19 protein-coding genes are annotated in these 24,917 nt (G+C 61.4%); 12 read left to right on the plus strand and 7 right to left on the minus strand.

What is annotated here, in order from left to right:
• Nucleotides 1-76 precede the first annotated feature (76 nt).
• The 3 genes from HLH28_RS17125 to HLH28_RS17135 are packed head-to-tail and all read left to right on the plus strand — an operon-like array spanning nucleotide 77 to nucleotide 4,293.
• Nucleotides 77-1,630, plus strand: coding sequence for an MFS transporter (locus tag HLH28_RS17125; RefSeq protein WP_182961480.1), 1,554 nt, complete (start codon nucleotides 77-79; stop codon nucleotides 1,628-1,630).
• Nucleotides 1,631-1,684: 54 nt separating this feature from the next.
• Nucleotides 1,685-2,836: an HlyD family secretion protein gene (locus HLH28_RS17130; RefSeq protein WP_182961482.1), complete on the plus strand. Its 1,152-nt coding sequence runs from the start codon at nucleotides 1,685-1,687 to the stop codon at nucleotides 2,834-2,836.
• A complete protein-coding gene (locus HLH28_RS17135; RefSeq protein ID WP_182961485.1) occupies nucleotides 2,833-4,293 on the plus strand; it encodes an efflux transporter outer membrane subunit in 1,461 nt (486 codons plus the stop codon). Before HLH28_RS17130 ends, HLH28_RS17135 begins: the two co-directional genes overlap by 4 nt.
• Nucleotides 4,294-4,468: 175 nt before the next feature.
• Here the strand turns inward: HLH28_RS17135 and HLH28_RS17140 are convergent, their stop codons facing one another.
• From HLH28_RS17140 to HLH28_RS17150, 3 genes are all read right to left on the minus strand, one after another.
• A complete protein-coding gene (locus tag HLH28_RS17140; RefSeq protein ID WP_182961487.1) occupies nucleotides 4,469-4,840 on the minus strand; it encodes a YidB family protein in 372 nt (123 codons plus the stop codon).
• Nucleotides 4,841-4,968: 128 nt separating this feature from the next.
• The gene (locus tag HLH28_RS17145; protein WP_182961489.1) at nucleotides 4,969-6,486 is read right to left on the minus strand and encodes an FAD-dependent oxidoreductase; all 1,518 of its coding nucleotides are present in this window, start codon (nucleotides 6,484-6,486) and stop codon (nucleotides 4,969-4,971) included.
• 49 nt (nucleotides 6,487-6,535) lie between these two features.
• Nucleotides 6,536-7,555, minus strand: coding sequence for an SDR family oxidoreductase (locus HLH28_RS17150; protein WP_182961491.1), 1,020 nt, complete (start codon nucleotides 7,553-7,555; stop codon nucleotides 6,536-6,538).
• A 208-nt stretch (nucleotides 7,556-7,763) separates the two neighbouring features.
• Here HLH28_RS17150 and HLH28_RS18500 point away from each other — a divergent pair, with 208 nt between their 5' ends.
• The 3 genes from HLH28_RS18500 to HLH28_RS17165 all read left to right on the plus strand — a co-directional run bounded on the left by HLH28_RS18500 (nucleotide 7,764) and on the right by HLH28_RS17165 (nucleotide 11,579).
• Nucleotides 7,764-8,324, plus strand: a complete 561-nt coding sequence (locus tag HLH28_RS18500) for a hypothetical protein (protein WP_456305449.1) — start codon at nucleotides 7,764-7,766, stop codon at nucleotides 8,322-8,324.
• Between the two features lie 533 nt (nucleotides 8,325-8,857).
• Nucleotides 8,858-10,108 carry an MFS transporter gene (locus HLH28_RS17160; protein ID WP_182961493.1) on the plus strand — a complete coding sequence of 417 codons (1,251 nt, stop codon included), beginning with the start codon at nucleotides 8,858-8,860 and terminating at the stop codon, nucleotides 10,106-10,108.
• A gap of 670 nt (nucleotides 10,109-10,778) precedes the next feature.
• Nucleotides 10,779-11,579, plus strand: coding sequence for an SDR family NAD(P)-dependent oxidoreductase (locus HLH28_RS17165; RefSeq protein ID WP_182961495.1), 801 nt, complete (start codon nucleotides 10,779-10,781; stop codon nucleotides 11,577-11,579).
• A gap of 188 nt (nucleotides 11,580-11,767) precedes the next feature.
• Here the strand turns inward: HLH28_RS17165 and HLH28_RS17170 are convergent, their stop codons facing one another.
• Genes HLH28_RS17170 through HLH28_RS17180 form a run of 3 tightly spaced genes read right to left on the minus strand, consistent with a single transcriptional unit; the run spans nucleotide 11,768 to nucleotide 15,537 of the window.
• A complete protein-coding gene (locus HLH28_RS17170) occupies nucleotides 11,768-14,014 on the minus strand; it encodes a xanthine dehydrogenase family protein molybdopterin-binding subunit (protein ID WP_182961497.1) in 2,247 nt (748 codons plus the stop codon).
• A gap of 12 nt (nucleotides 14,015-14,026) precedes the next feature.
• On the minus strand, nucleotides 14,027-15,034 hold the full coding sequence (locus HLH28_RS17175) for an FAD binding domain-containing protein (RefSeq protein WP_182961499.1): 1,008 nt from the start codon (nucleotides 15,032-15,034) through the stop codon (nucleotides 14,027-14,029).
• Nucleotides 15,031-15,537 carry a (2Fe-2S)-binding protein gene (locus HLH28_RS17180; RefSeq protein ID WP_182961501.1) on the minus strand — a complete coding sequence of 169 codons (507 nt, stop codon included), beginning with the start codon at nucleotides 15,535-15,537 and terminating at the stop codon, nucleotides 15,031-15,033. The genes HLH28_RS17175 and HLH28_RS17180 overlap by 4 nt, the downstream gene beginning before the upstream one ends.
• Before the next feature lie 193 nt (nucleotides 15,538-15,730).
• Between HLH28_RS17180 and HLH28_RS17185 the strand changes: the two genes are divergently transcribed.
• The 6 genes from HLH28_RS17185 to HLH28_RS17210 all read left to right on the plus strand — a co-directional run bounded on the left by HLH28_RS17185 (nucleotide 15,731) and on the right by HLH28_RS17210 (nucleotide 22,867).
• Nucleotides 15,731-17,518, plus strand: a complete 1,788-nt coding sequence (locus HLH28_RS17185) for a thiamine pyrophosphate-requiring protein (RefSeq protein ID WP_182961503.1) — start codon at nucleotides 15,731-15,733, stop codon at nucleotides 17,516-17,518.
• Nucleotides 17,515-18,618: an enolase C-terminal domain-like protein gene (locus HLH28_RS17190; RefSeq protein WP_182961505.1), complete on the plus strand. Its 1,104-nt coding sequence runs from the start codon at nucleotides 17,515-17,517 to the stop codon at nucleotides 18,616-18,618. Before HLH28_RS17185 ends, HLH28_RS17190 begins: the two co-directional genes overlap by 4 nt.
• Before the next feature lie 14 nt (nucleotides 18,619-18,632).
• On the plus strand, nucleotides 18,633-19,604 hold the full coding sequence (locus HLH28_RS17195) for a hypothetical protein (RefSeq protein ID WP_182961507.1): 972 nt from the start codon (nucleotides 18,633-18,635) through the stop codon (nucleotides 19,602-19,604).
• On the plus strand, nucleotides 19,597-20,244 hold the full coding sequence (locus tag HLH28_RS17200) for a gluconate 2-dehydrogenase subunit 3 family protein (RefSeq protein ID WP_182961509.1): 648 nt from the start codon (nucleotides 19,597-19,599) through the stop codon (nucleotides 20,242-20,244). The genes HLH28_RS17195 and HLH28_RS17200 overlap by 8 nt, the downstream gene beginning before the upstream one ends.
• A gap of 4 nt (nucleotides 20,245-20,248) precedes the next feature.
• On the plus strand, nucleotides 20,249-21,883 hold the full coding sequence (locus tag HLH28_RS17205; protein WP_246396352.1) for a GMC family oxidoreductase: 1,635 nt from the start codon (nucleotides 20,249-20,251) through the stop codon (nucleotides 21,881-21,883).
• A gap of 189 nt (nucleotides 21,884-22,072) precedes the next feature.
• On the plus strand, nucleotides 22,073-22,867 hold the full coding sequence (locus HLH28_RS17210) for an OBAP family protein (protein ID WP_182961513.1): 795 nt from the start codon (nucleotides 22,073-22,075) through the stop codon (nucleotides 22,865-22,867).
• A gap of 41 nt (nucleotides 22,868-22,908) precedes the next feature.
• On the opposite strand, the gene HLH28_RS17215 is transcribed toward HLH28_RS17210, so the two are convergent.
• Nucleotides 22,909-24,789, minus strand: coding sequence for a glycoside hydrolase family 15 protein (locus HLH28_RS17215; RefSeq protein ID WP_246396355.1), 1,881 nt, complete (start codon nucleotides 24,787-24,789; stop codon nucleotides 22,909-22,911).
• Nucleotides 24,790-24,917 lie beyond the last annotated feature (128 nt).

The raw sequence follows: 24,917 nt of genomic DNA on the forward strand, positions 1-24,917 counted from the left end.
TATCGAGGTTGAAGGAGAGCCGTTCGATCTTTTATGCTTGGAACATGCTGTATTCTGCCCCCTCCGACATTTGTCGATGAACCGAGAGCAGCGCTCCCTCTTCGGTCTCGCAGGTGTCATTGCCCTTACATTTGCCACCGAAATGAACGAGCAGGTTTCGGCTCAGGCCCTGCCGGACATTGCAGGGGCGCTGGGACTCAGCCGCGATCCGCAGCGCTGGTTCTCCAGCCTCTATATAACCGCTGAAATCGTTGGGATGTCGGTATCACCCTGGCTGGCCGTAACCCTGACACTGCGTCGTTTTTCACTGGCGGTTCCCTGGCTGGCCATGCTGTCCTCCAGCTTGATCCCGTTTACAGGAAACCTGACTCTTCTTTATGGTCTAAGGATTTTCCAGGGGCTATCTGGCGGCTTTACCGTTCCTCTCCTGATGACGACGGCCCTGCGTGTCTTGCCGCCGCCCATCCGGCTTTACGGGCTGGCTGCCTATGCCATGACAGCCACCTTTTTTCCCAGCCTCAGCACCACCTTTGCCGGCCTATGGACCGATCTGGTCAATTGGCGCTTCGTCTTCTGGCAATCCATCCCGCTCTGCACGATTTCCTTCGTCCTGCTCTGGTACGGCATGCCCGTTGAGCCACCCAGGCATGAACGATTCTGGCGCTTTGACTGGCAAGGATTTGTTCTTGTTCTGGTCGGAATGGGCGCATTTTCGACAATGCTGCAGATGGGTGACTGGATGGACTGGTTCAACAGTCCGGCCATTTGTGTCATGGTTCTGCTGAGCGTCGTCTGCATTCCGCTTTTTGTTCTGAATGAGTGGTTCCATCCTCTTCCACTGTTCAAATTCCAGCTTCTGAAGCGGCGGAACTTCGCCTATGGTGCCAGTACCCTGCTGATATTTATGATCATCTCGTTATCGTCCTCTACATTGCCCGCGGATTTCCTTCGCGAAACATCTGGATACCGGCCGGAACAAATCTATCCCGTCACCCTGGAAATCGCGGCGACGCAAATCGTCATGCTGCCCTTCATGGCTGTGCTGCTGAATCAGAAATGGGTGGATTCCCGTATCGTCAGTTTTATTGGCATGACCTTTATCCTTGTGGCCTGCATTGGCGATTTTTTTATTACATCAAACTGGGTACGCGATCAGTTTTATCTTTGGCAGGCCTTTCAGGGCGTCGGCAATGCCATGATTGTCATGCCTTTGCTCATGATGTCCACCAACACCCTCGTTCCTGAAGAGGGGCCGTTCGCCTCCGCCATGGTCAATACACCCCGTGCCGTGGCGGAAGCCGTTGGCATCTGGCTGATCCAGCTCATGCATCGTGAGCGTGGCTCGCTGCATTCCGATCGGATCACCGACCGGCTGGGGCAGGAGCGGTTCCAGCTCATCCAGGGGGCAAATCCCATGCTTCAGCATCCGGCCCCGTTGATGCCGGATGGCCTGCCGGCCTCTCCCGGGGGCATGGCCGCCCTGCATGCGCAGGTCACCAGACAGACCGCGACCCTGACCTACAGCGACGACTGGCTCGTCATGGCCTGCATCGTCTTGTTCCTGATGATATGGGTTTCCGTGCTTCCCGTTCGAACCTATCCGCCCCGTATCGTATTCAAATCGAAATAACCGGCGAACGTTCGCCTCAGCCGTTCCTCCGGGGCAAGAAGGATATACCGCAGAATGGCGGATGATGACCAAACGCCAGACCAGGATGGCAAGGATACCAGACAGCGGAACAGCAACCCCGTCATGCGCTGGCTCTTCATCGGTGCGGGCGCCGTCATCCTCATTTTCGTCGCTGTCGTGCTTGCCATCATTTTTGTGCCGGCACGCTATGTCTGGACCGATGACGCATACGTCACCGCCCATTACACCGTCGTCGCGCCGCGTATTTCGGGACAGGTCGTCGCCGTCGACGTCACGGACAACCAGTCCGTCAAAGCCGGACAGGTTCTGGTGGAACTGGACCCGCGAGACGAGCAGACGGCGCTGGCCCAGGCCCGGGCAACCCTTGAGCGGGACCGGTCCCTTGTGCAGGATGCCGCCAGTGCTGTCACGCGCCAGCCGTCGATCATTGATGAAAGTGTCGGAGAAGCCGCCCGCATCGGCGCGCAGCTCGTCTTCGCCCGCCAGAATGCCCAGCGATATACCAACCTCGCGAAAACCGGCGCGGGATCGACCCAGGAAAATCAGCAATCTGCCGCAACGCTGCGGGAGATGGAGGCGACCCTCCAGTCGCTAGAAGCCCGCATTGCCGCGGCCCGTGCGCAACTTCCGATCCTTCAGGCGCGCCACAGAGCCGCAGAGGCCACCGTGGAACTCGATCGGGCCCAGGTCCATCAGGCCGAACTCAACCTGTCCTATACCAAGGTCCGCGCCCTTGAAGACGGCATGATCGGCGAACGCAGCGTTCAGACCGGTAATTACGTTTCCCCTGGTGCGGCCCTGATGGCGCTTGTCCCGCTGGACCGGATCTGGATCCGCGCCAACTATCGCGAACTGGCCTTGCATCACATGCGCCCTGGCCAGCCCGTCAAGATCCATGTCGACGCCTACGACACCACCCTGGATGGCATTGTGGATAGTATCCCGCCTGCCTCCGGAGCGGTCTTCGCCCCGATCGCACCGGAAAATGCTACCGGCAACTTCACCAAGATTGTCCAACGCCTGCCCGTGAAGATTATCCTTGCTCCCAAACAGCCTCTGGCGAGGCTACTCCGTCTCGGTCTTTCCGTCGAAACGACGGTCGACACCGGCCTCGCCGATGTTGCGGCGGACCAGGAGCACGAAACGGCTACGACCGTGACGGGCCATGGGAGCGCGCGCCCATGAAAAAAGGGGCGTTTCTTCTTGCGACAACATGTATCCTTCCGCTGGCTGCCGTCATGGGGTGTACAGTCGGTCCGGATTTCCGACGCCCTCATATGGCGACGCCGCCACGCTGGGGCTATGAGCCGAAGACCGGTAGTCAGACTTATGCTGGCGCCATCGACACCCGCTGGTGGCGCAGCTTCGATGATCCGGAACTGACGGGTCTGGTGGACCGTCTCGGTCGGCAGAATCTCGACCTTCAGATCGCAGCCCATCGGATCCGTGAAGCACGGTCGCAAATGAAAGCGGCTGCCGCTGCCGGGCTTCCGCAGGCCAACTGGTCCGGGTCATACGCCTATCGACAGCTCAGCACGCAGGGGATTTTCTCGTTGGCCGAACCACGCCCCGACGCCAGCATGAACTTCAACCTGTATGACAATGTCCTGAGCAGCAGCTGGGACCTGGATCTGTTTGGCGGCATCCGTCGTGGGGTCGAAGCCCGGCGTGCCAATCAGGCTGCCGCCGTGGCCGCGCGCCGCGCCGCTGCCCTGGCCGCCGTCAGTGACCTCGCAACGAGCTATATGCAGCTCCGCGGTGTGCAGGCACAGCGGGCGATCCTGCGGTCCAACATTGTTCTGGCCGAGACGAATCTGAAACTTGTGCGGGACCGTTTCGCCAACGGGGTCGCGACGAAGCTGGATGTCTCGCAGGCGGCGGCCCAGATGGCCAGCATGAAATCGGGGCTGCCTGATCTTGAAAGCGGGGAAGCCGCCCTGATCAACGCCATCGGCCTGCTGCTATCCGAGCCACCGCGCGCGCTGGAAGCCGAGCTCGAGAAACCGGCGGCCCAGCCACCACTACCTGCCAGCGTTCCCGTCGGCCTGCCTTCGGACCTGACGCGGCGTCGCCCGGACGTGCTGGAAGCCGAGGCGCGGCTGCATGCCGCGACGGCGGAAGTCGGGAGCGCGACCGCTGCCTTCTATCCGGATATTACGCTTGCCGGAAACATGGGCACGGAATCCTTCGCGGCCTCGGATTTCTTTGCGCTGCCTGCCAAGCAGTTCAGCGTCGGCCCCACGCTGAACGTGCCGGTCTTTCAGGGCGGGCGGCTGATTGCCACGCTCCAGTTCCGCAAGGAGGCCCAGCAGGAGGCTTTCCTGACGTGGCGCCATACGCTCCTGAACGCATGGCGGGAGGTCGATGATGCCATGACCGCCTATGCCAGATCCCAATCCAGTCATACCCTGACCGGACAGGCTCTTCTGCAGAACCGTGCCGCCTATACCGCCGCGACACAGCGTTACAGCCAGGGTGCGACGGATTATCTGAACGTCGTCGCAACCCATGCGGCACTGCTGTCCACCCAGTCCGCCCTTGCGGCGATCCAGACGCGCTCCGAGACCACGCTTGTGTCTCTTTATCGTGCCCTTGGTGGGGGCTGGGATTATGCCGAGGTCGCTTCGAGTGTGAACCCGTAGGGTTCGTTGGCGTCGACGCCGGGGAAGAGGCTGCCATTTCTTCTGCCAGATGGCAGAGGCCCTGCGGGATCAGGTATTTTGAGCATCGGAGCGGAGCGGCCTTGATGGCCGCCCGCCGCGAAGCGCGGAAAATGCGCGTCGGATCGCCGTCAGCGCATTTTCGTCCGGCTTCTTCTCAGGCCATGATGAAATCGGCCTGTGCGCGCAGCTTGTGTATTGTCTGTGGCAGCTGTTCCTGCAGCGCCTGAAGGGTGGCGGATTTCGTCAGACCGGTCTGCGAGGCGAAATTGTCGAGGACATCGTCCGGTACCAGAGCGGCTACGGTCCCTGCGGACGTTTCGTGCGGCAGACTTTCCGCCAGCCACTCCTGCACTTCCGATTCGACGCCGGCGTTTTTCGCACGGGCCGTCAAACCGTCCTTCCCGATTGAAATGAGATATGTGCCAAGGAGACTGGTCAGTCCCGAATGGTCGCCGGCGGCACCCGTCATGATATCGGAAATTTTGCTGATGGTATCGGTTGAAATGGATGTCTTGTCGTTGGTCATGCTGACCTCCTGCGGTTGTGGATTGTTCAGGAACGGATGGTGCCGGGGTAAGACCATTCCTGGTACGGCGGGAACCATTCCCTTGAATGTTTGCCGTCGACGTATGGCGGTGCGGGTGAGTGGATCACTTAATTCAGGCTTCCCGTCAGCACCGCGTTCGCAGTCACTTCCGGATGTCCCGCCGTGACCACGCCCACACAGCGGCTGTTCAGGGCCAGGCGGGCCACGAAATGAAAGGTTTCCAGATCGCCCTCGATCGTCACGTCATCGAAGGGTTCATGATAGCCTGCATATTCGAGCTTGCACCCGAACTGCTGCGTCCAGAACCAGGGGAGGAAACGGGAGGGCCTGGATTGTCCCGCGATCGTACGGGCAGCCTGCCGGCCCTGAACCTCTGCGGAGCGCCAATGCTCGATCCGGACGCGGCTGTCGCCGTGCGTGATGCGTGCACAATCGCCGGCGACATAGATGCCGGGCAATGCCTGCATTCCGTCGTCGACATCGATGCCGCCATCCTGGGCCGCCAGTGCCGTCGCGAAGTCGGTCGCGGGCTGCACGCCGATACCCGCCAGCATGACGTCCGCATCCAAATGGGTGCCGTCGTCAAGCCAGATCCTCTCTACACGCTCGTCTCCCTCTATCCGGGCGATCCGGCGCCCGCCACGATAGACCACGCCATTTTCCTCATGAAGACGACGCAAGCGATGACCGATCTCGCGGCCGAATATTTTCGCGAACGGGATATCGTCCGGCGCGATGATCGTGACCTGCATGCCCCGGGACTTCAGGGATGCGGCGGCCTCCATGCCAATGAAACTGCCGCCGCTGATCACGACATGCCCCTTCGCCGGGCAGGCTGCGAGCATTCGCTGTGTGTCGGCTGTCTGCCGAAGCGTGAATACGCCCTGCAGATCGGCACCGGGCACGTCCAGGCGGCGGGGAATGGAGCCGGGTGCAAGCAGTACATGATCGGCGGTCAGCACCCGCCCGTCCGCCAACGTAATGGCACGCGACGGCGCATCCAGTGCCACGACCTGCCCGACGAGGCGATCGATACCGTGGTCGGTCCAGAAGTCGTCCGGACGCAGGGAGGGGGGCGTGTCGTCCTGGGCCTTGCCCGCCAGCACGGCCTTGGTCAGCGCAGTGCGGTCATACGGCGCTGCATTCTGCATGTCGACCATGGTAATCGGACCGGCAAAGCCGAATTCACGCAGGGAGACGGCCGCGGCGACGCCGGCGGCCCCGGCTCCAACGACCAGGACGTTCTGTGCCTGCCCTCTTGCTGTCCCGGACGAGAGCGAGCGTGCGCCTAGGGAAACATATACGCGACCGTCGCGGATTTCAGTCGGATATGAAGCCAGGGGATCAAGGGCAAGGGGCTCAAGAAGACCTCCATCCTCGACGGAAAAGATTGCCTTGTGCCATGGGCAGACCAGTCGGTCGTCACATACGACACCCTTTTCCAGCGGCGCACCCTTATGCGGGCACTCCGCGGCAAGGGCACGCACCAGCCCGTTCCCGCGTCGAATCAGGAGCACCGGACGACCCGCGACCTCCATACGGTATGCGATGGCGGGATCGAGGTCGACAAAGGCCGCGACGTCATGCCACGGTGCGTCAGAGGGATGTGGGCCATCTTGCGTCACTGCATATTCTCCGTATTCTCGCGAAACAGAACGTCAGGGCAAGCCGGCATTACGGCAGTCCGACCCCGCCATTCACACCGACTACCTGGCCGGTCATGTAGCTGGACTCGGTGGAGGCCAGTTGCACGTAGATGGGCGCGATTTCCACCGGCTGTCCGGGGCGGCCTATCGGCACGTCACCGCCCAGTTTCTCGACATTTTCCGCCGTTTGGCCGCCACTGACCTGCAGCGCGGTCCAGAACGGGCCGGGTGCGATTGCATTGACCCTGATACCGCGCCCGACAAGCTGCTTCGCCAATCCCTTGGCAAAATTGGCGATGCCTGCCTTCGTGATGGAATAATCAAGAATATTGACCGATGGATTATAGGCATTCGTCGAGGAGGTGAATATGATGGCTGATCCGGGCTTCATATGCGGGATTGCCGCCTTGGTCAGCCAGAAGAGGGCATAGAGATTGGTCTTGAGCGTCCAGTCGAAATCTTCGGTGCTGACATCCAGTATATCGTCATGCGTGTGCTGCCGGCCGGCACAATTCACGAAGATATCGAGGCCGCCCAGTTCGACCGCTGCGCGGGAGACGAGGTCGCGGCAGAAAGATTCGTTCCGGATATCGCCTGGCAGGCCAACGAACTTGCGGCCCGCCTGCTGCACCAGCCCCTGGACGTCCCGCGCATCGCTTTCCTCCTGCGGGAGGTAGTTGATGGCGACGTCCGCGCCTTCTCGCGCATAGGCAATCGCGGCGGCGCGACCCAGGCCGGAATCTCCGCCGGTGATCAAGGCCTTCCGTCCGGCAAGGCGTCCACTGCCACGATAGCTGTGCTCCCCATGGTCGGGGCGCGGGTCCATCTTCGATGCCAATCCGGGCCACGGCTGGGGTTGCGCCCTGAATGGCGGGTGCGGAAAAAGCTGCCGAGGGTCAGAAAGAGGAATGGCGGTGGCGGCGGGTGCGTCAGCGGCCACCGCACGCTGAGTGAAGCTCGACGCACCGGCCATGGCAGCAATGCCTGCGGCCTGAATCAACCGGCGGCGTGATGAGTCATGGTTCGGGTTTCTGCTGTCGTCGGTCATCGGCATTCCTTTCGTCCTGGGGAAATCGCCACGTGACGGCACGATTTTACCGTCCGGACAAGCGACATTCGCCTCCGAAGTTCTTCCGGAGGATGATGCGGGGGAAATCCGGCTGCGGGTGCATATGCCCGGCGGCCGCCCCTGAATTGGCACTGTTTTGCATACGCAGGTCATGGACATTCGTTCCGGACGAAATGGCAATACCGCCATGTGTCAGGTGGGAGGCGGCGCTCTCTCACCGGGTTCCGGGAGCGGACTGCCGCCCAGGGGCCTGCTGGAAGCGCTCATCCAGGGAGCGAACAGAAAAAGAAGGCCACCTGAACGGCATTCGTTCCTTCGATGTCCTGGCCGATCTCGAACGGGGCAGGCTGGAAGCGTTCTTGGCGGAGATCGCGGGGCGCGGTGCCGAGGCCATAGGTTTGCCTGGTCTCGCCCTGGGCACGACCAGAAATGTCGGCCCGAGCGACGCCCTGTGCATGCCCGCTGGCCTGCCGACCGGCATCTTCAGCATGGCGGCATGCTGATGACCCCGGCCGGACTGGTTTTCATGGGCGCCACCGTCGACGAGGCGTTCCGTGTCCTTGATGGCCGGAATGGGAACATCCTCTATGAAAACGAACTCGATGCCGGCGGCAACGCAACCCCGATGACCTATATGGGAAAGAACGGGCGGCAATACGTGGTAGCTGGGGCAGGCGGCCATGGTGGCCTCCAGACCCGGAACGGCGACGCGGTCGTGGCCTTCGCCTTGCCGCGACAGGGCAGGTGAACATCCTGCGGGGCGCTTTCCCATGCAACGTCTTGCCTTGCCCAACGTCTTGATAGAATGGGCGATGGGGGTATGACGGCTGACCGTCGTTCGCTCTTGCCGGTATCAGCCGAAGGATTGGCACAAGATGAATGATGCAGCCATTGCATGGGGAAGCGCCGGTGTACCGAATCCGCCAGCACCGTATCCGCCGGAACGGCCGGCGCCTCCTCCGCCATCGGACCGGCCGCCCCCGATGCCTGAAAATCCTGGAAATCCGTTAAACTGAGAAATGACATCTCAGGAAATGGTCCGAATTCTCGGGGAACGTGGACGTCCACCCGATTCAATCCGGGTATCATGCTATGCGGCTTCCGTCCGTGGAGGAGCCACAGGACGGTGACCTGCGCGGCGTGATGCCTGAGTTCCCTCCCTGATGCTGCCTGTGTCCCTGACACAGACCGTCACGATGAGGCGCCGATAAAGCTCCCAACAAGGGGGCGGCCATGCCAACAGCGTTCGGCGCGGGCGAAATGCAGAGACGACGAGGATTCATGACGCGCCATGAGACGGAAAATGTCCGCCGTCGGGACGATGTGGTCCTGGACGGACTCAGCTTCATGCTGGCCGATGTCCAGGACAATCTGGGTGCCTTTCTGACCGGTCTTCTTGCGGCGTACGGGTGGCCGTCGGCCAATATCGGGATGACGATCGCAGCCGGTGGGGCCGGGGCGGTGACCGCGCGCCTGCTGGGTGGCTGGGCGCTCGACCGCCTGTCTTGCCGTAGGGCGCTCCTGGCGGGCTGCTGCGTCGTGACGGCACTGTCGGTCGCGATTGCAGCCTTGTTCCCGGGCTTCTGGCAGATCGCCTGTGTCCACTTTCTGGCCGGAGGAGCAGGAGCGCTGTTCTCACCCCTGCTGGCGGCAATCAGTCGCCAGACCGCCGGCGATGGCGGTTACATGGCGCGCATGGGGCGCAATGAATCCTTCAACCATATGGGCAATGCCTTGATTGCATGCCTCATGAGCGTGGCGGGCAGCACGGCGGGGCCGCTCGCTCCCCTGTGGGCCATTGGCGGCCTCGCAGCCGTCAGTCTGCTTCTGGTGGGCGGGCTGACACGCCGCGCGGATGCAGGAGAGCAGACATCGCCCGGTTCCGCACCCCGTATCGCAAAAGGGCGACAGGTCGTGCATGCTCTGAGCGATCCGCGTCTGCTTGTCTTTCTGACCTGCTATCTGCTGTTCAACCTGGCGAATGGTGCGACCGTCCCGCTTATGATCGAACGGCAGGCTGTCTACCATTTCGGGGACGTATCTTCCATGACCGCCCTGTGTATCGTCGTCGCCCAGGCCACCATGGTGCCGGTGGCGTTCCTGGTGGGGCGGTCAGCTGGACATTGGCCGCGCAAGCCGCCATTTCTTGCCGCGCTGGCGATGCAGCCGTTGCGCGACCTTCTGATTATCCGTAGCGCCGGCTGGCCGATGATGTGTCTGGCCCAGATCCTGGACGGTCTGTCCTCGGGCATCATTCTCGTGCTCTTCTACGCCATCCTGTCGGATCTGGCGTCGAACGGCGGGCGACGGAACCTTCTGATCGGGGTCGGGCTCGCGGCCGGTACCGTGGGCGCCCTGCTTTCGAATTTCGCCGGAGGTCTGCTGACGTCCGCTTACGGTTTCAATACGGCATTCCTGGCCCTGGCGGGAAGTGGGGCCGCCGTGTTTTTCCTGTTCCTGTCTGCGATGCCGGAGACCCTCGAGATCCGGCGCGCCTCGGCGCGCCGGGCCGCCCTGACGGGGGCAAGTTAGAAGCGGCTTTTCTGCAGATTCTGCCGACGGTGCGCCCTGCCACCCCTCGGTGTAAGGCGTAGCCGGACAGGGTGCGATCGGGTTCGAAAAATTTCCGGTTTTGCCGCTACTGGGGGTTGCGATCGGATTTCAGGGCCGGGGGTGTCAGTATCCGATCCGCCTCATGTTCGCCCCGGGACACGCTCAGAGACGAGGGCGACGGAGGTGTTTTCGCGGGTGGAGGATTGTTCCCCTGCTTTTGGCCACCTGAAGAATTGTCTGGCTTATGTCTATAGGCCCTGGAGGGGTGGGAAGACGGGCTCTGACCGATCGTGCCGATCTGGGAGGGTGGGGACGACTGAGCCCACGCTGTGCCGCTTCCCGCGAGTAGGGTGGCCGAAAGGGAGAGGATGAGAAACGTGCGCATGGCTGTTCTCCTTACCTGTGTTCGAATGCCGGGTCAGTCGATGTTAACCCCCGTTTGCGCGACGGGTTCAGCCTTTCGAGAGCCTTTTCATGATTTCATTCGCCGGTTGCGCATGAAACCCGCGGTGCGGCCGCGATATTGCGGGTGTCATCTTTATTGCGGGTGTCATCTTTCCATAAGTCACGTTCTTCGCCCATGACAGAGGAAACTTTCCTCCCGATTTCATTATTTTATCATTGATCTTCTATGTGGGGAGGACATCCTATGGATCTGGAAATTCGTGATCGTCTCGCTTTGATTACTGGCGGGGATTCCGGTATCGGCTTTTCCACCGCGCAACGCTTGTTGCGCGAGGGCGTGCGGGTTGCGTTGAGCGACAGGGAGGCGGCGCCCCTGCAGGCCGCCGTCGCGGAACTCTCGCAATTTGGAGAAGTTCGGGGATTTACGGCCGACCTGACGGACGAGCGACAGGTGCAGGGACTTCACGCCCAGATAACAGCGGAGATGGGCAATCCGGACATCGTCATATCGGCGGCAGGAATAACAGGCCCGACCGGCCTTTTTCACGAATTGACCGAAAGGGATTGGAAGCTGGTTCTGGACGTCAATTTTCTGAGCGCCGTCCGCGTGGCGCATGCCTTCATCCCCGCGATGCAGAAGGCAGGATGGGGGCGCGTCCTTTTCGTGGCCTCGGAAGATGCAGTGCAGCCGTATGTGGATGAACTGCCCTACTGCGCGTCCAAGGCGGCGATTCTCAGTCTTGCCAAGGGTCTTTCAAATACCTATGGCCAGTACGGAATTACAGTCAATACGGTATCGCCGGCCTTTATTGCCACACCTATGACGGACGCGATGATGGAAAAGCGTTCGGCGCGAGATAAGGTGTCTTTCGATGACGCAATAAAGACATTTCTTGAGCAAGAGCGTCCGATGATGGTTGTCAGACGTCGTGGGCGGGCAGAGGAAGTGGCTGCTGCAATCGCATATCTGGTATCGGGGCAGGCCGGATTCACCACCGGAGCGGTCGTTCGCGTGGATGGCGGTTCGGTCGGTACCATGGTCTGATCTTGCGGGCTTGCCTGTTGGCGGTCCGGCCGTCGGATTGTGCCGGATCGAAAACAGGATATGAGAGAATCGATCGCTTGATTCCCCCAGGTATAAATCGAGGCGGCGTCACGGGCTGGAGCATAAATGGTATCCGAAGGGCAGGGCAGGCCGGACGCCCTGCTCTTGCCCGCGCCGCCGGCGGATGCTTATGAACCGGGGGATATTGGCAGGTTCCGATGGCGGTGCCCGGTCGCGTGGAAAATCGCGTTGGCGATGGCGGCGGCTGTGCCGCACATTCCGATTTCGCCGACCCCCTTGACGCCTAACGGGCTGATTTCGGAATCCTTTTCTTCGACGAAAAGAACATCCATGTCTGGAATATCGGCATGGGCCGGGATGTGATACTCGGCGAAATTGTGGTTCATGAAACGGCCGACGCGCTCGTCCATCAGGGACTCTTCGTGCAGCGCCATTCCGGCGGCCATGACCATGGCGCCGCGTACCTGGCTGGCGGCCGTCTTCGGGTTCATGATGCGGCCGGCGGCCACGGCGTTGACAAGGCGTGTGATGCGCACGATGCCCAGTTCCTGATCCACGCGCACCTCGCAAAAGACCGCGCTATGCGTGAAACGTGCTTTTCGCATTTGGCTGATCGTTCCACGAAGGCCCGGTTTTGCGGTTTCCTCGACTTCGAGGGCATCCTGCCCTATGAGAGACAGGGCATCCTGGAAAGAGAGAACGATCTTCTGATTTTCGTTCATACCATGAAGGATGCCGTCCTCCAGCGTCAGATTGTCCTGCTCCAGTCCCTGTTTCACCCAGGCGGGGATATTCTTGCCCTTGGCAAGCGCCTTGAAGAGTTTTTCGCGCAGGATCTGGCAGGCAAGCCAGACGGCGGCGCCCGCGGAGGCTGCCGTCCATGAGCCGCCCTCCGTCGGGCATTCCGGCAATGTGGAATCTCCCAGTTCGATATCGATCCGGTCGATCGGCGTACTGAACGCTTCCGAGGCTGTCTGCGCCAGGATCGTGTAGGTACCGGTACCGATGTCGGAGGCGGCTGTGGCGATATGCAGGCGACCATCGGCAGTCAGGCGGGCACGCGCGGATGTGGGAGAGAACATGGCGTCCCAGATGCCGGTTGCCATGCCCCACCCGATGAGTTCGTTGCCGTCGCGTATGCTGCCTGGCGCCATGGGGCGGTCATGCCAGCCGAAATGTTGTGCCCCTTGCACCATCGCTTCCCGCAGGGCCTTGCTGGTCAGCGGCATGTCATGCATGGCATCGGTGTCGGAGTAGTTGTTCAGGCGGAACGTCAGCGGGTCCATGTTACAGGCATAGGCTATTTCATCGATCGCCATTTCGAAGAAATTGACGCCTGTTGTTGCGCCGGGTGCGCGCATGTCGCTGGAGGTGTAGGTATCTCGCGGCGCGATCGTGTAACCGGCCGTAGCATTCGGGCATTTGTAATTGATCAGGCCCCACACGACGATGTTTTCCATATTGTGCTCGAAGCGCGAGGTGTCGGTGACGCCTTCGACGATCATGGATTGCAACGTCCCGTCCGGACTGGCGCCAAGCGCGATATCCATGACGGCCTCGGGACGGAAGACATGCGTGAACATCTGCGGTCGCGTCAGGGTCACGCGCACCGACCGCTTCAGCATCTTCGCGCCGAGGGCGGCGAGAAAGACATTGTATTGTGCCCGCAGTCCGGAACCGAACGCACCGCCGACATAGGGATTGTGGACGCGCACCTTGTCTCCGGAGAGGGACAGGGCGCTGGTCAGGTAGGCCTGGACCGACTGGGGCCCCTGGGTCTTGTCCCAGACCGTGAATGTGCCGTCGTCTTCGACGATGACGGTTGTTGCGTGCATCTCCATCGGATTGTGGTGTTCAGGCGCAAGATGATAGCGTCCTTCGACCTTCACCGGGCTCAGGGCATAGGCTTCGGGGGCATTCCCCCGGGATTTGGGCGGCACATAATTGCTGCGCGTTTTCGAGGGCATATATTTCTGGTGCAGGGCGGCTTCGAAATCCGCGTTGTGTGGCCACCGCTCGTAATCGACTTCGACCAGCATTGCTGCTTCGCGTGCGGCCTCAAATGTCTCGGCGAAGACAATGGCAACGGGCTGTCCGTTGAAGCGGATTTCGGCGTCATGCAGCGGTCTGTAGGGGGAGCCGGGAACCCCCAGCCCATCCACGTAGGATTTTTCGAACAGGGCGGTGTGAGGCCGGTTGCGGTGGGTCATGATCTCGACCACGCCGGGGATCTTTCGTGCCTCGGTGTCGCGAAGGGCCGCGATCTGTCCGCGTGCGATAGGGCTATTGACAATGACGCCGTACAGCAGGCCAGGCGGATGCGGTTCGGCGGCGTATTTTGCCTGTCCGGTGACCTTCGCAAAGCCATCGATCCGGGAGACGGATTGCCCGATATTGGTGGATATGACGTTCATGGCCCGGCTCCTTCAGCGAATGGTCTTGTCTGTCTGGGATTGCGGCGTGCCGGCACTGGCTTGCCACAGCGCGCGTTCGATCACGCGGGGGGCGAGCCTGAGTTTGGCTGCGTTGTCGCGGTCCGGCATGGCGCCTTGCAGAAGGCGCTCGGCGACATCGCGGAACAGCGAATGTGAGGGGGGCTTGCCTTCCAGCAGCGCCTCGGCTGCCGGTACGCACCAGGGCTTCGTCCCCACGCCGCCAAGCGCGATGCGGCCGTGCCGGATGATGCCGTCCTCGATCTGCAGGCCGATGGCCGCCGAGACGATCGCAAAGGCAAAGGAGAGCCGGTCACGGATTTTGAGATAGGTATGGTGTGGTCCAAAGGACGCGGGGGGCAGGTCGATGGAGGTCACGATTTCGCCCGGTCGCAGGATGTTGTCGCGCCATGGCGTTTCGCCGGGCAGCCGATGATAGTCGCGTATGGGGACTGATCGTTCGCCTTCCGGTCCGGTGAGGTTGACCGTTGCCTTCAGGGCGGCGAGCGCGACGCACATGTCCGAGGGGAAGGTGGCGATACAGGCATCGCTGGTTCCCAGGATAGCCATGATCCGGTTGCGGCCGCCGCGCGCGGAACATCCCGTGCCGGGCGAGCGCTTGTTGCAGGGCATGTCGGGATCATAAAAGTAATGGCAGCGCGTTCTCTGGTTCAGATTGCCGCCATTGGTGGCCACGTTCCGGATCTGCGGACTGGCGCCAGCGAGAATGGCCGAGGCCAGAAGTGGGTAACGGTCGGCCACAAGCGGGTGGGCCGCGGTGTCGGCGTTGGTGGCGAGGGCGCCGAGACGAAGGCCGCCGTCAGGTTGCTCGTCGATATGGTGCATCCCGAGAGCTTTGAGGTCGGCCACATGGGCGGGACGTTCGACATCGGATTTCATGAGGTCGATCAGATTGGTCCCGCCTGCGAGGAAGCGCGTGTGTTCCGCACTGTGGCAGGCTTCATCGAGGGTGGCGGGACGGGAATAGGAGAAGCGTCTCATGCGGCTTCTCCCGTATGGTTCCGGTTCTGTTGGGCAACGACCTGTTCGATGGCGTCGACGATCCCGTTATAGGCGCCGCACCGGCAGAGATTGCCGCTCATGAATTCGCGGATCTCTTCGCGGGAATGAGTGTGGCCTTCTGCCAGGAGCGCGACGGCCGACATGATCTGTCCTGGGGTGCAATATCCGCACTGGAAGGCGTCGGCTTCGATGAATGCCTGCTGCATCGGGTGCAGTTGGCCGTTCGGGCTGAGTCCTTCGATGGTCGTGACCTCGGCGTCGGGGATCGAGACGGCAAGCACGAGGCAGCTTTTAACGCGTTTTCCGGCCACCAACACGGTGCATGCGCCGCATTGTCCGCGATCGCACCCTTTTTTTGTGCCCGTAAGATCAAGCCGTTCCCGGAGCAGGTCCAGAAGGGTGACGGATGGCGGCAGATCGGCAGCATAGGTTTTTCCGTTAATCTGCAGACGGCAGGGGATATCGGCGGAAACATCATTCATTGGGTCGCTCCGGTAGGCGGCATGGTCTTGAGGCTAAGAGGCTCAGTGCCTGCAGGTTGCGCTCTGTCATGCGAAAAGTGAGGGAAGAAGGCGGTTTTTCTTATCGGAACGCCCGGCGACCAGCCCTCGAAGCAGGAGGGAACCGGCCCGAATGCCCGGCGTTGGCCAAATGAAGCCGGGAGGAGACCCCGAAATGAACGTCAGTGAATTTCTCTGGAAACGCCTCCGGGAGTGGGGCCTCAGGCGTGCCTATGGCTATCCGGGTGATGGCGCTGGAGGCATCGATGTTGCGCTTCAGCGGGAAGTGGATGCAGGGAACGTCGAATATGTGCAGGTGCGCCACGAAGAGATGGCGGCGTTCATGGCAACGGCCCATGCCAAATTCACCGGGCAGGTGGGGCTGTGTTTCGCCACGTCGGGGCCCGGTGCGATTCACCTTCTGAACGGGCTTTATGATGCCAAGCTCGATCACGTGGGCGTTGTGGCGATCATGGGCCAGCAGGCACGGACGGCCATCGGGTCGAGCTATCAGCAGGAGGTCGATCTTCAATCGCTGTGCAAGGATGTGGCGTCTGAATACATCGTGACGGTGACCGAGCCGTCGCAGATGCGGCATGCCATCGATCGTGCCGTACGCATCGCGCGTGACAAACGATCGCCCACGGTCGTCATCGTGCCCAATGACCTGCAGGAGCTACCCTATTCAGACCCGCCGATGGCGCATGGGTCGACCCATACGGGCATTGGCACGACGATCGGCAGCAAAGTGCCTGAGGAAGCCGGTCTGCGCGCCGCGGCCGAGCTTCTCAACGCGGGCAAGAAGGTTGCGATCCTTGCGGGGGCGGGCGCCCTTGAGGCAACCGACGCGTTGCTGGAAGTCGCCGAAATCCTTGGGGCGGGGATCGCCAAGGCGCTTCTTGGAAAAGCCGCCGTTCCGGACGAGTTGCCATTCGTCACGGGTTCGATCGGCCTGCTGGGGACGAAACCCTCATGGGACCTCATGAAGGAGTGCGACACGTTCCTGATGGTGGGGTCGTCGTTTCCCTATAGCGAATTTCTGCCGAAGCCAGGTCAGGCACGCGGGGTGCAGATCGATATCAACGGCGCGAACCTTTCCCTGCGTTATCCCATGGACGTCAATCTCCAGGGCGACAGTGCCGCGACGCTACGGGCATTGATCCCACTGCTGCGGCGCAACAATGACAGGTCGTGGCGTACGCAGATCGAGAAGGAAGTCGCCGGGTGGTGGAAAGTGCTGGAAGCGCGGGCCATGAACGAGGCCAGGCCGCTCAACCCGCAGCGTGTGTTCTGGGAGCTTTCGCCGCGTCTGCCGGAGAACGCCATCATCACTGCTGATTCGGGTTCCGTCGCCAACTGGTACGCTCGGGATCTCAGGATGCGTCGGGGTATGAAGGCTTCTCTCTCCGGCGGTCTGGCTTCGCTTGGGGCGGGGACGCCTTATGCGATGGCGGGCAAGATGGCCTATCCGGAGCGCACCGTCATTGCCTGCATGGGCGACGGGGCCATGCAGATGAACGGTCTGAACGTCATGATCACGATTTCCAAATACTGGAAACAATGGTCCAACCCGAAGCTGATCGTTCTGGTGCTGAACAATCAGGATCTCAATCAGGTGACGTGGGAGGAGCGTATCCAACTCGGCGAGGGAAAGACGGTGTCGACGCAGTCGATTCCTGATTTTCCTTATCACAAATATGCAGAATTACTGGGTCTGAAGGGTATTTATGTTGACAATCCCGAGGGGGTCGCCGCCGCTTGGGAAGAAGCCCTGAGTGCCGACCGTCCGGTTATTCTGGAAGCACGTACCGACCCCAATGTGCCGCCTCTTCCGCCCCATATCACCCTGCAGCAGGCCAAGGCCTTTCTTTCCTCGCTCCCTACCGAGCCTGAGCGTGCCAGTGTCATTCTCAGTTCGGCCAAGGAAATGCTGGCTTCCATCCTGCCCTCCAGGAAATCGTGAGCCGTCCGGATTGCCAGATTGACGGCGTCACGGCGCAAGCTTTTACGCTTCCGACCGACGCCCCGGAAGCCGACGGCACGATGGCGTGGTCGGCCACGACGATCATCGTCGTGCATGTCACGGCCGGGGATTGCGTGGGCCTCGGCTACACCTATTCCGACGCCTCGGTGGCATGCTTGATCGAGGGGGCGCTGAAGCAGGTAATTGTCGGGAGCGATCCCTTGTCCCCGGCGAAGCTGTGGGATGCGCTTCACGCGGCCGTTCGCAATATGGGCCGTGCCGGCATCGCGGCCAATGCGATCTCTGCGGTTGACACGGCGGTATGGGACCTGAAGGCGAAGCTGCTGGATCTGCCGCTGGCCGTCCTGCTCGGAGCCAGACGAGAGAGCGTCGAGATTTACGGCAGTGGAGGTTTCACGACCTATTCCGACGCGCAGCTTGAGGAGCAACTCCGGGACTGGGTGCAACGGGGCGGGTGTCGTGCCGTCAAGATCAAGGTGGGCACCGATCAAGCCCGCGATCCGCATCGTCTCGACATCGCGCGCCGAGTCATAGGCGATGCGGCGCTCTTCATGGATGCCAATGGCGCTCTGGCCGTTACACAAGCCATCGCGTTTGGGCGTATGGCAATGGAGGTGCATGGCGTCCGCTGGTTCGAGGAGCCTGTTTCTTCGGATGATCTCGAAGGCCTTGCCGCGATACGCGCCCATCTTCCGGCGCCGATGGAGTTGGCGGCCGGCGAGTATATCTACGATCTCGATAACGCACGGACTCTTCTGAGCCATCATGCCGTGGACGTCCTGCAGGCGGATCTTACGCGATGCGGGGGCGTTACCGGACTGTTGCGTGTGGCCGATCTGGCGGATAGCTTCCACATTCCATTTTCGGCACATTGCGCGCCGGCTCTGCATCTGCATGCGCTGTGTGCGGTCCGTGATCTGCGGCATCTTGAATGGTTTCACGATCATGTCCTGATCGAACAGCGCCTGTTCGATGGCGCGCCGGTCCCTGGCAATGGGCGGATCGGCCCGGATCTGACGCGTCCGGGCTGTGGCCTTACGTTCAAACATGCCGACGCCGCGCCGTTCGCGGTCAGCTAGAAGGGACTGGACGCATGGCCAATACCGCCAGCCCTGATGGCGCGCCGCGTGCGGCGCTGGCGTTGCTCGGCTCTCTGACGGGCGTAGCGCTCGTCGCGGCGTTGCATTCGCGTTCTCCCGCGCCCGCGACGCGGCCGTCGATGAAAGCGCCGGCGCCCGATCCTGCGGCGGCCAATCGTGCGGCACGGCGCCTTAACCGGGCCGCGGGGACCCTTGCGGCATCTGTCCTGCTTGACAGCGCGGTGGAGCACTATCGGGGACAGTTCGAGAACAGGATGATGTACACACCGTTGGTGACCGCTGCCATGGCGCTGGGCGTCAGTGCGCATGGCACGATGGATCAGCGCCAGACATCCCACATGGTGCGTGACACGGTCTATCTTCTGACCGCCCTTGTGGGCGTCATCGGCACTGGCTTTCATCTGTACAATGTCCGCAGGAAGGTTGGCGGCATTTCGTGGCAGAACCTGTTTTACGGCGCACCGGTCGGCGCACCGATGGCGATCGGGCTTTCCGGCCTGCTCGGCTATCTGTCGGAGCGGGTGCGTGAGACACCGCCGGGACAGAGGCCGATGATCTGGGGGCTGCCGGCCGGGCGTGCCGTCGGTGTTGCTTCGGGCCTGGGCATGGCCGGGACGGTCGGCGAAGCCGGGCTGCTGCATTTTCGCGGCAGGTTTCACGATCCGTTCATGTATCTGCCGGTGGCGATGCCGCCGGTTGCCGCGTTGGCTCTGGGCCGGAGCGCGCTCGGCCCGACGGGGGAGGATCGGCGGGCCACGCGGTGGTGGTTGCGGGCCACCGCGATCCTGGGCCTGTCGGGAACTGTCTTTCATGCCATTGGTGTCGGGCGTGACATGGGCGGATGGCGCAACTGGCAGCAGAACATCCTCAACGGACCGCCGATTCCCGCGCCCCCGGCTTTTACAGGACTGGCCCTTGCGGGGCTGGCGGCACTGGGACTGCTGGAGGATCATCCGGATGACTGACCGTGACCGCTATCCCGGGTACGACGTGCTGGCCAAGAGGCATTCATTGTCGTGGAACGACGCGACCCGCAAGGCCATGGATGCGCGTCTCGGCGTTCCGCGTGAGCCGCGTTTCCTTTCGCAGGCGGAGTGGGCCACGCTTGTGGCGATCTGTGAGCGCATTGTTCCCCAGCCGACGAGCCGTCCGCCCGTGCCGCTGGCTGGGTATATCGACCAGAAGCTGAATGATGATGCCCGCAGCGGGTTTCGGAACGCCGCCCTGCCGCCGCAGCGCGAGGCGTGGAAGAAGGGACTCGCGGCATTCGAGGCCGAGGCCCGCCTGCGCCATGATATGTCTTTCCATTGCCTGGATGGGGAGCGGCAGGACGAACTGTTGCGTTGTGCGGAGGCCGGCCGGTCGGATGCCTCGGCGTGGGATGGCATGGAGGCGTCGCTGTTCTTTTCGGAACACGTCATGAACGACATCATCGCGGCCTACTACGCCCACCCCACCAGTTGGAACGAGATCGGTTTCGGCGGTCCCGCCGGTCCGCGCGGCTATGTGCGGATGCGCCGCAACCGGCGCGATCCATGGGAGCCGGTCGAGGCCGGGTCGGGCGATGAGGCGCGAGTCCGCAGGGAGAACATGCGTGTCCGATGATCCGATGACCACGCCAAGGGCCATGCGCGGCCGGGCGCCGGACGTCTTTCATCCGGGCGGCTGGGTACCGATGAAGGAATATCCGCAGCGTGAACCGGTGGATTTCGTTGTGATCGGGACGGGGGCAGGGGGTGGTCCGCTCATCGCGCGCCTCGCGGAGCGGGGATATGCGGTGATCGGCTTCGATGCCGGCCCGTATTTCCGGCCTCTTGAGGATTTCGCCTCGGATGAAACCAGTCAGAGCCAGCTTTTCTGGACGGATGAAAGGCTGGTTGACGGTGCCAATCCGCTTAGACTGGGTTCCAATAACAGCGGCAGGGCCGTCGGCGGCTCGACCGTGCATTATGCCATGGTATCGCTTCGTTTCCGTCCTGAGTGGTTCAAGTCGCGTACGCTTCTTGGCTATGGTGCTGACTGGCCGCTCGACTGGCAGGAGATGTGGCGTTATTACGCCCAGGCGGAGCGCGACCTGGCCATTGCCGGGCCGGTTTCCTACCCGTGGGGCCCGAAGCGGCCCCGCTACCCCTATCGTGCTCACGAAATCAATGGGGCCGCGGAGGTTCTGGCGCGTGGTGCCGAGGCCATGGGCTATCAATGGGCGGAAACGCCGCTTGCAACGGTTTCGGCGCCGCGCGGAGAATCTCCCCCCTGCGTCTACCGTGGCTTCTGCCGCGTGGGCTGCTCGACCAATGCCAAGCAGAGCCAGCTTGTCACGTATATTCCGCGTGCGCTCGCGGCGGGCGCCGAGATCCGTGACCTTGCGATGGTCGGGCGGATCGCGGTCGATGCGGCTGGCCGGGCATGCGGCGTTCACTATCATCGCAATGGAGCGTGGCATTTCCAGGCCGCCAGAAACGTCATCGTGGCGGGTTATGCGATCGAGACGCCGCGGCTGCTGCTCAACTCCGCGACCGATCGGTTCCCGGAGGGACTGGCCAACGGTTCGGGTCTCGTGGGCCGGTATCTGATGACGCAGTCCAATCAGGCCGTCTATGGCGTGATGGACGAGATCGTCCGATGGAACAAGGGGCCGCCGTCACTGACCATCACGGAGCACTGGAACTACGAGGACAGGAAGGATTTCCACGGAGGCTATTGTTGGATGGCGCAGGGCCCGTTGCCGGTCGAGTGGTCGGCCGCCTTGTCCGGTTCCCGCAGGCTCTGGGGTGCGGCACTGCGGGAAAAGATGGGGGACTACAACCATCAGGTCGGGCTGAAGATGGTGGGCGAAATGTTGCCCCATTTCGACAACCGGGTTTCCCTTGCCGATGAGACCGATCGGTATGGCCTGCCCATCGCCCGCGTGACCTATTCCTGGCACGATAACGACAAGGCGATGATCCAGCACGCTCTTGGTGAAATGCAACGCAGCCTGGAACTGGTGGGGGCCAGGGACATATGGCGGCAGGAGAATGATACGAACCATCTGGCGGGCACCGCGCGGATGGGATCGGATGGAAAGAGCAGTGTGGTGGATGCGGATTGCAGAAGCTGGGATATCCCCAATCTGTGGATCTGTGACGGATCGGTGTTCCCGACGACGGGTGGTGTCAATCCGTCACTGACGATCACGGCCATTGCATTGCGGACGGCGGACCGGATCTGCGAGCTCCATCGCGCGGGGGATCTGCGTTTCTGACATCTGTGGTGGTTCTGTGTGTGCGAGTGGGGAGTGCCTGCGGAAGCGCCCCCTTGCGCCATCATCGCGGACCGACTGTCGATGATCCCGAGCGCCCCGTTCGCCGCTGTATCCTGGAACGCAACTCCGGGAGGTGAGAGCGCTTATAGCGGCACGGAGCACGGCTCATGTTGCCGGAAAGGATAGACAATGTCATTCCTTCATAGCTTGACCTGTCGTCGCTGTTTTAACCGTACGCTTGCCGCAGCGGTTGTTGCCACTCCGTTTGCGGCAATCGCCGGGCGCAGTGCCAATGCGGCGGACAAGACGCTGACACCTGTTCCCGGCAGCCCGAAATCGGTTCGGAGTCATATTCTCGACACGGCCGCCGATGCCCTGCAGGTCAAAAAACCGATTGATGCGATGAGTGAGTATCTGAATGGATTCCATTTTTATGCCGACGATATGGGCCGCCAGGTCGAAGCCAATCATTTCTGCACCCATCTGACCGAGGATTTCCATCAATGCGTCATTTATGAAGCCAATCAGCCCAATGCGAAGCTCATTGGAATTGAATATATTGTCAGCGAGCGGATATTTAAAACGCTTCCTGAAGAAGAGAAGAAATTGTGGCATAGTCATCAATATGAGGTAAAGTCCGGGATGCTTGTCGCTCCGGGCGTTCCCAATCCGGGCGAGCATGCCTTTATGGCTGATCTCGTGACCACTTATGGGAAAACGTGGCATACTTGGCAAATAGACCGGGATCATGATTTTCCCTTTGGCATTCCCCAACTGATGATGGGATTTACCAAAGATGGTCAGGTCCGGCAGTCTTTTCTGGATGATCGGGACCGGCGCTTCGATCTGTCCTATCAGAATGAGAAAAAGAACCGGGCCGATATACCGACGCCGGAAATCGTGCCTGGAGCGAACTCATGGCAGGGTGGAACGACAATGCAATTGCAGCTTGTAGAAATGCCGGTAAAGAATCTGAGGGGATAATTCAGGAAGCAGGACCGTGCTCCAGCGTCATCATTGCTCTCTCAGGATGACGAGCGATGCCGGTCTCCTGCCAAGGAACAGGCGGCGTGGATAAGGGCCAGATGGCTGAGGCCCTGGGGAATGTTGCCCAGAAAATGTCCTGTAAGAGGATCTATCATTTCGGCGAGGATACCCACCGTCGGGGGTAAAGCGTCGAGGCATGCCTCGAAGAATCGTTCCCCTTCCTCCTGCCGGCCCAGTTCCGCCAGGGCTTCGCACATCCAGAAGGAACAGGCGAGGAAAGCGCCTTCCTCCTTCTCTGTGCCGGAATAGCGGTACAGCAGCGCGCCGTGGCCCAGTTCGCGGCGGATGGCATCAAGGGTTGCGGACATGCGTTGCGTGCTGCCGAAGCCAAAACGTGCGCCAAGCGCCAGCGCGGCATCCAGGCGATCGCTACCAGCATACATCGTGTAGGCCTGCTGCGATTCGGACCAGCAATATCTGTCTATCCACATGGCGATACGGTCGCGTTCGCGACCCCAGCGTTCGGCACAGGTGGCCGGCAGGTGGCCACCGGACGCCAGTTCCGTCGCGCGTGTCAGCGCCTGCCACGCGCTGATCTTGGACTGGGTATAATGCTGGGGTGTTTCCAGTTCCCAAATGCCGGCATCTTTCTGCTGCCATTTATCGGCGCATTCATCGGCCAGGGCGGAAAGAGTGCGGGCGCTCTTCTGGTCCAGAACATTGCCCCGGCTGACGAACAGGCTGGCTGTCTCGAAAATGTCGCCATAGATTCCGTGCTGATGCTGCCTGGTTGCTGCATTGCCTGTCACGACCGGCCTGCTTTCCATATAACCCGCCATCGTCTCCAGAATCTGGACGTCGGCCACGGGATTGCCATCGAGGGAATAGAGAACGCGGGTGCCGTGAGCGTCCAGACACTGCATCAACCATGCGAATGCGGCATCGCTTTCAGGCATGATACTCAGCCGTAGAAACGCATTCACCGCATAACCCGCATCACGAATCCAGCCGTATCGATAGTCGTAGTTTCGATTTCCGCCGATCTTTTCGGGTAACGAGGTGGTCGCTGCCGCGGCGATGGCGCCGCTGGGCGAGTAAAGGAGCAGTTTAAGAAGCAGGGCATGTCGGCGCAGCAATGTGGTATGCGGACCGTCATGATGCACGCCTTCAGCCCACGCCCGCCATGCGCGGTCACTGATGTCGATCCGCGTATCGATCTCATCGATGGGTGAGAGGACCAGCGGTTCGTCCCGGCTGACGATCAGCGCTACCGTTGCCCGTTCGCCCTCTCTGAGGGTTACTCTTGCCTCCATGCCCCTGTCATCCTCGCGCATCACGTACACATTCTCCGTGCGGCAGAAGACGGCAAGAACGGAGCCGACATGGAAGATGCTGCCGTTAGGATTTGGCTGGAGCCAGGGCGATACCGTTCCTCCCTGGGTACCGCACACGAGCCTGACGTGGAATGTCAGCGTTCCAGACAGGCATTCCAGGCGGCAGGCCAGTTCGCTCCATGGCAGACGGCCGGCCATCGTGCTATTGAGGGATTGGGTAAGGCACGCGATGCCGTCGGAGGATATGCATATGGTTTCCATGACGTTGCTGTCGGGGCGATAGGCGCGTTCCACTTGACAATCCGTGTCAGGGAACGCCTGAAAATATCCTCCTTCTTCCCTGTCCAGCAGGCAATCGAACAGGGGAGGGCTGTCCATGGAGGGTACGCACCACCACTCGACTGTTCCGTCGGGTGCCACCAGACTGACGGAACGGCCATTACCTAAGGCGGTGTAATGCTCGATCGGCCAGGCTTCCCTGGCACGACCATCCGGCAGAGGCCTGATTTCGAGACGATGCGTCCTCTCTCCCACATCATCGGAAGGGCTGGAGCCTGGCATATCAGGCAGTCGCATATCGGGCATATGCCGATCCCTGTCATCTAGAGGGTGTTATGTACTTTCGTGGGTGATTGGTTCAGTAATGCTGAATGACGCAAGTTCGCAAGCCGTATCCCTCTGACGTATCAGACGAAGAGTGGTCGTTGGTTGTT

The organism is Gluconacetobacter tumulisoli, assembly GCF_014174155.1.
In the GTDB taxonomy this organism is placed as follows: Bacteria; Pseudomonadota; Alphaproteobacteria; order Acetobacterales; family Acetobacteraceae; genus Gluconacetobacter; species Gluconacetobacter tumulisoli.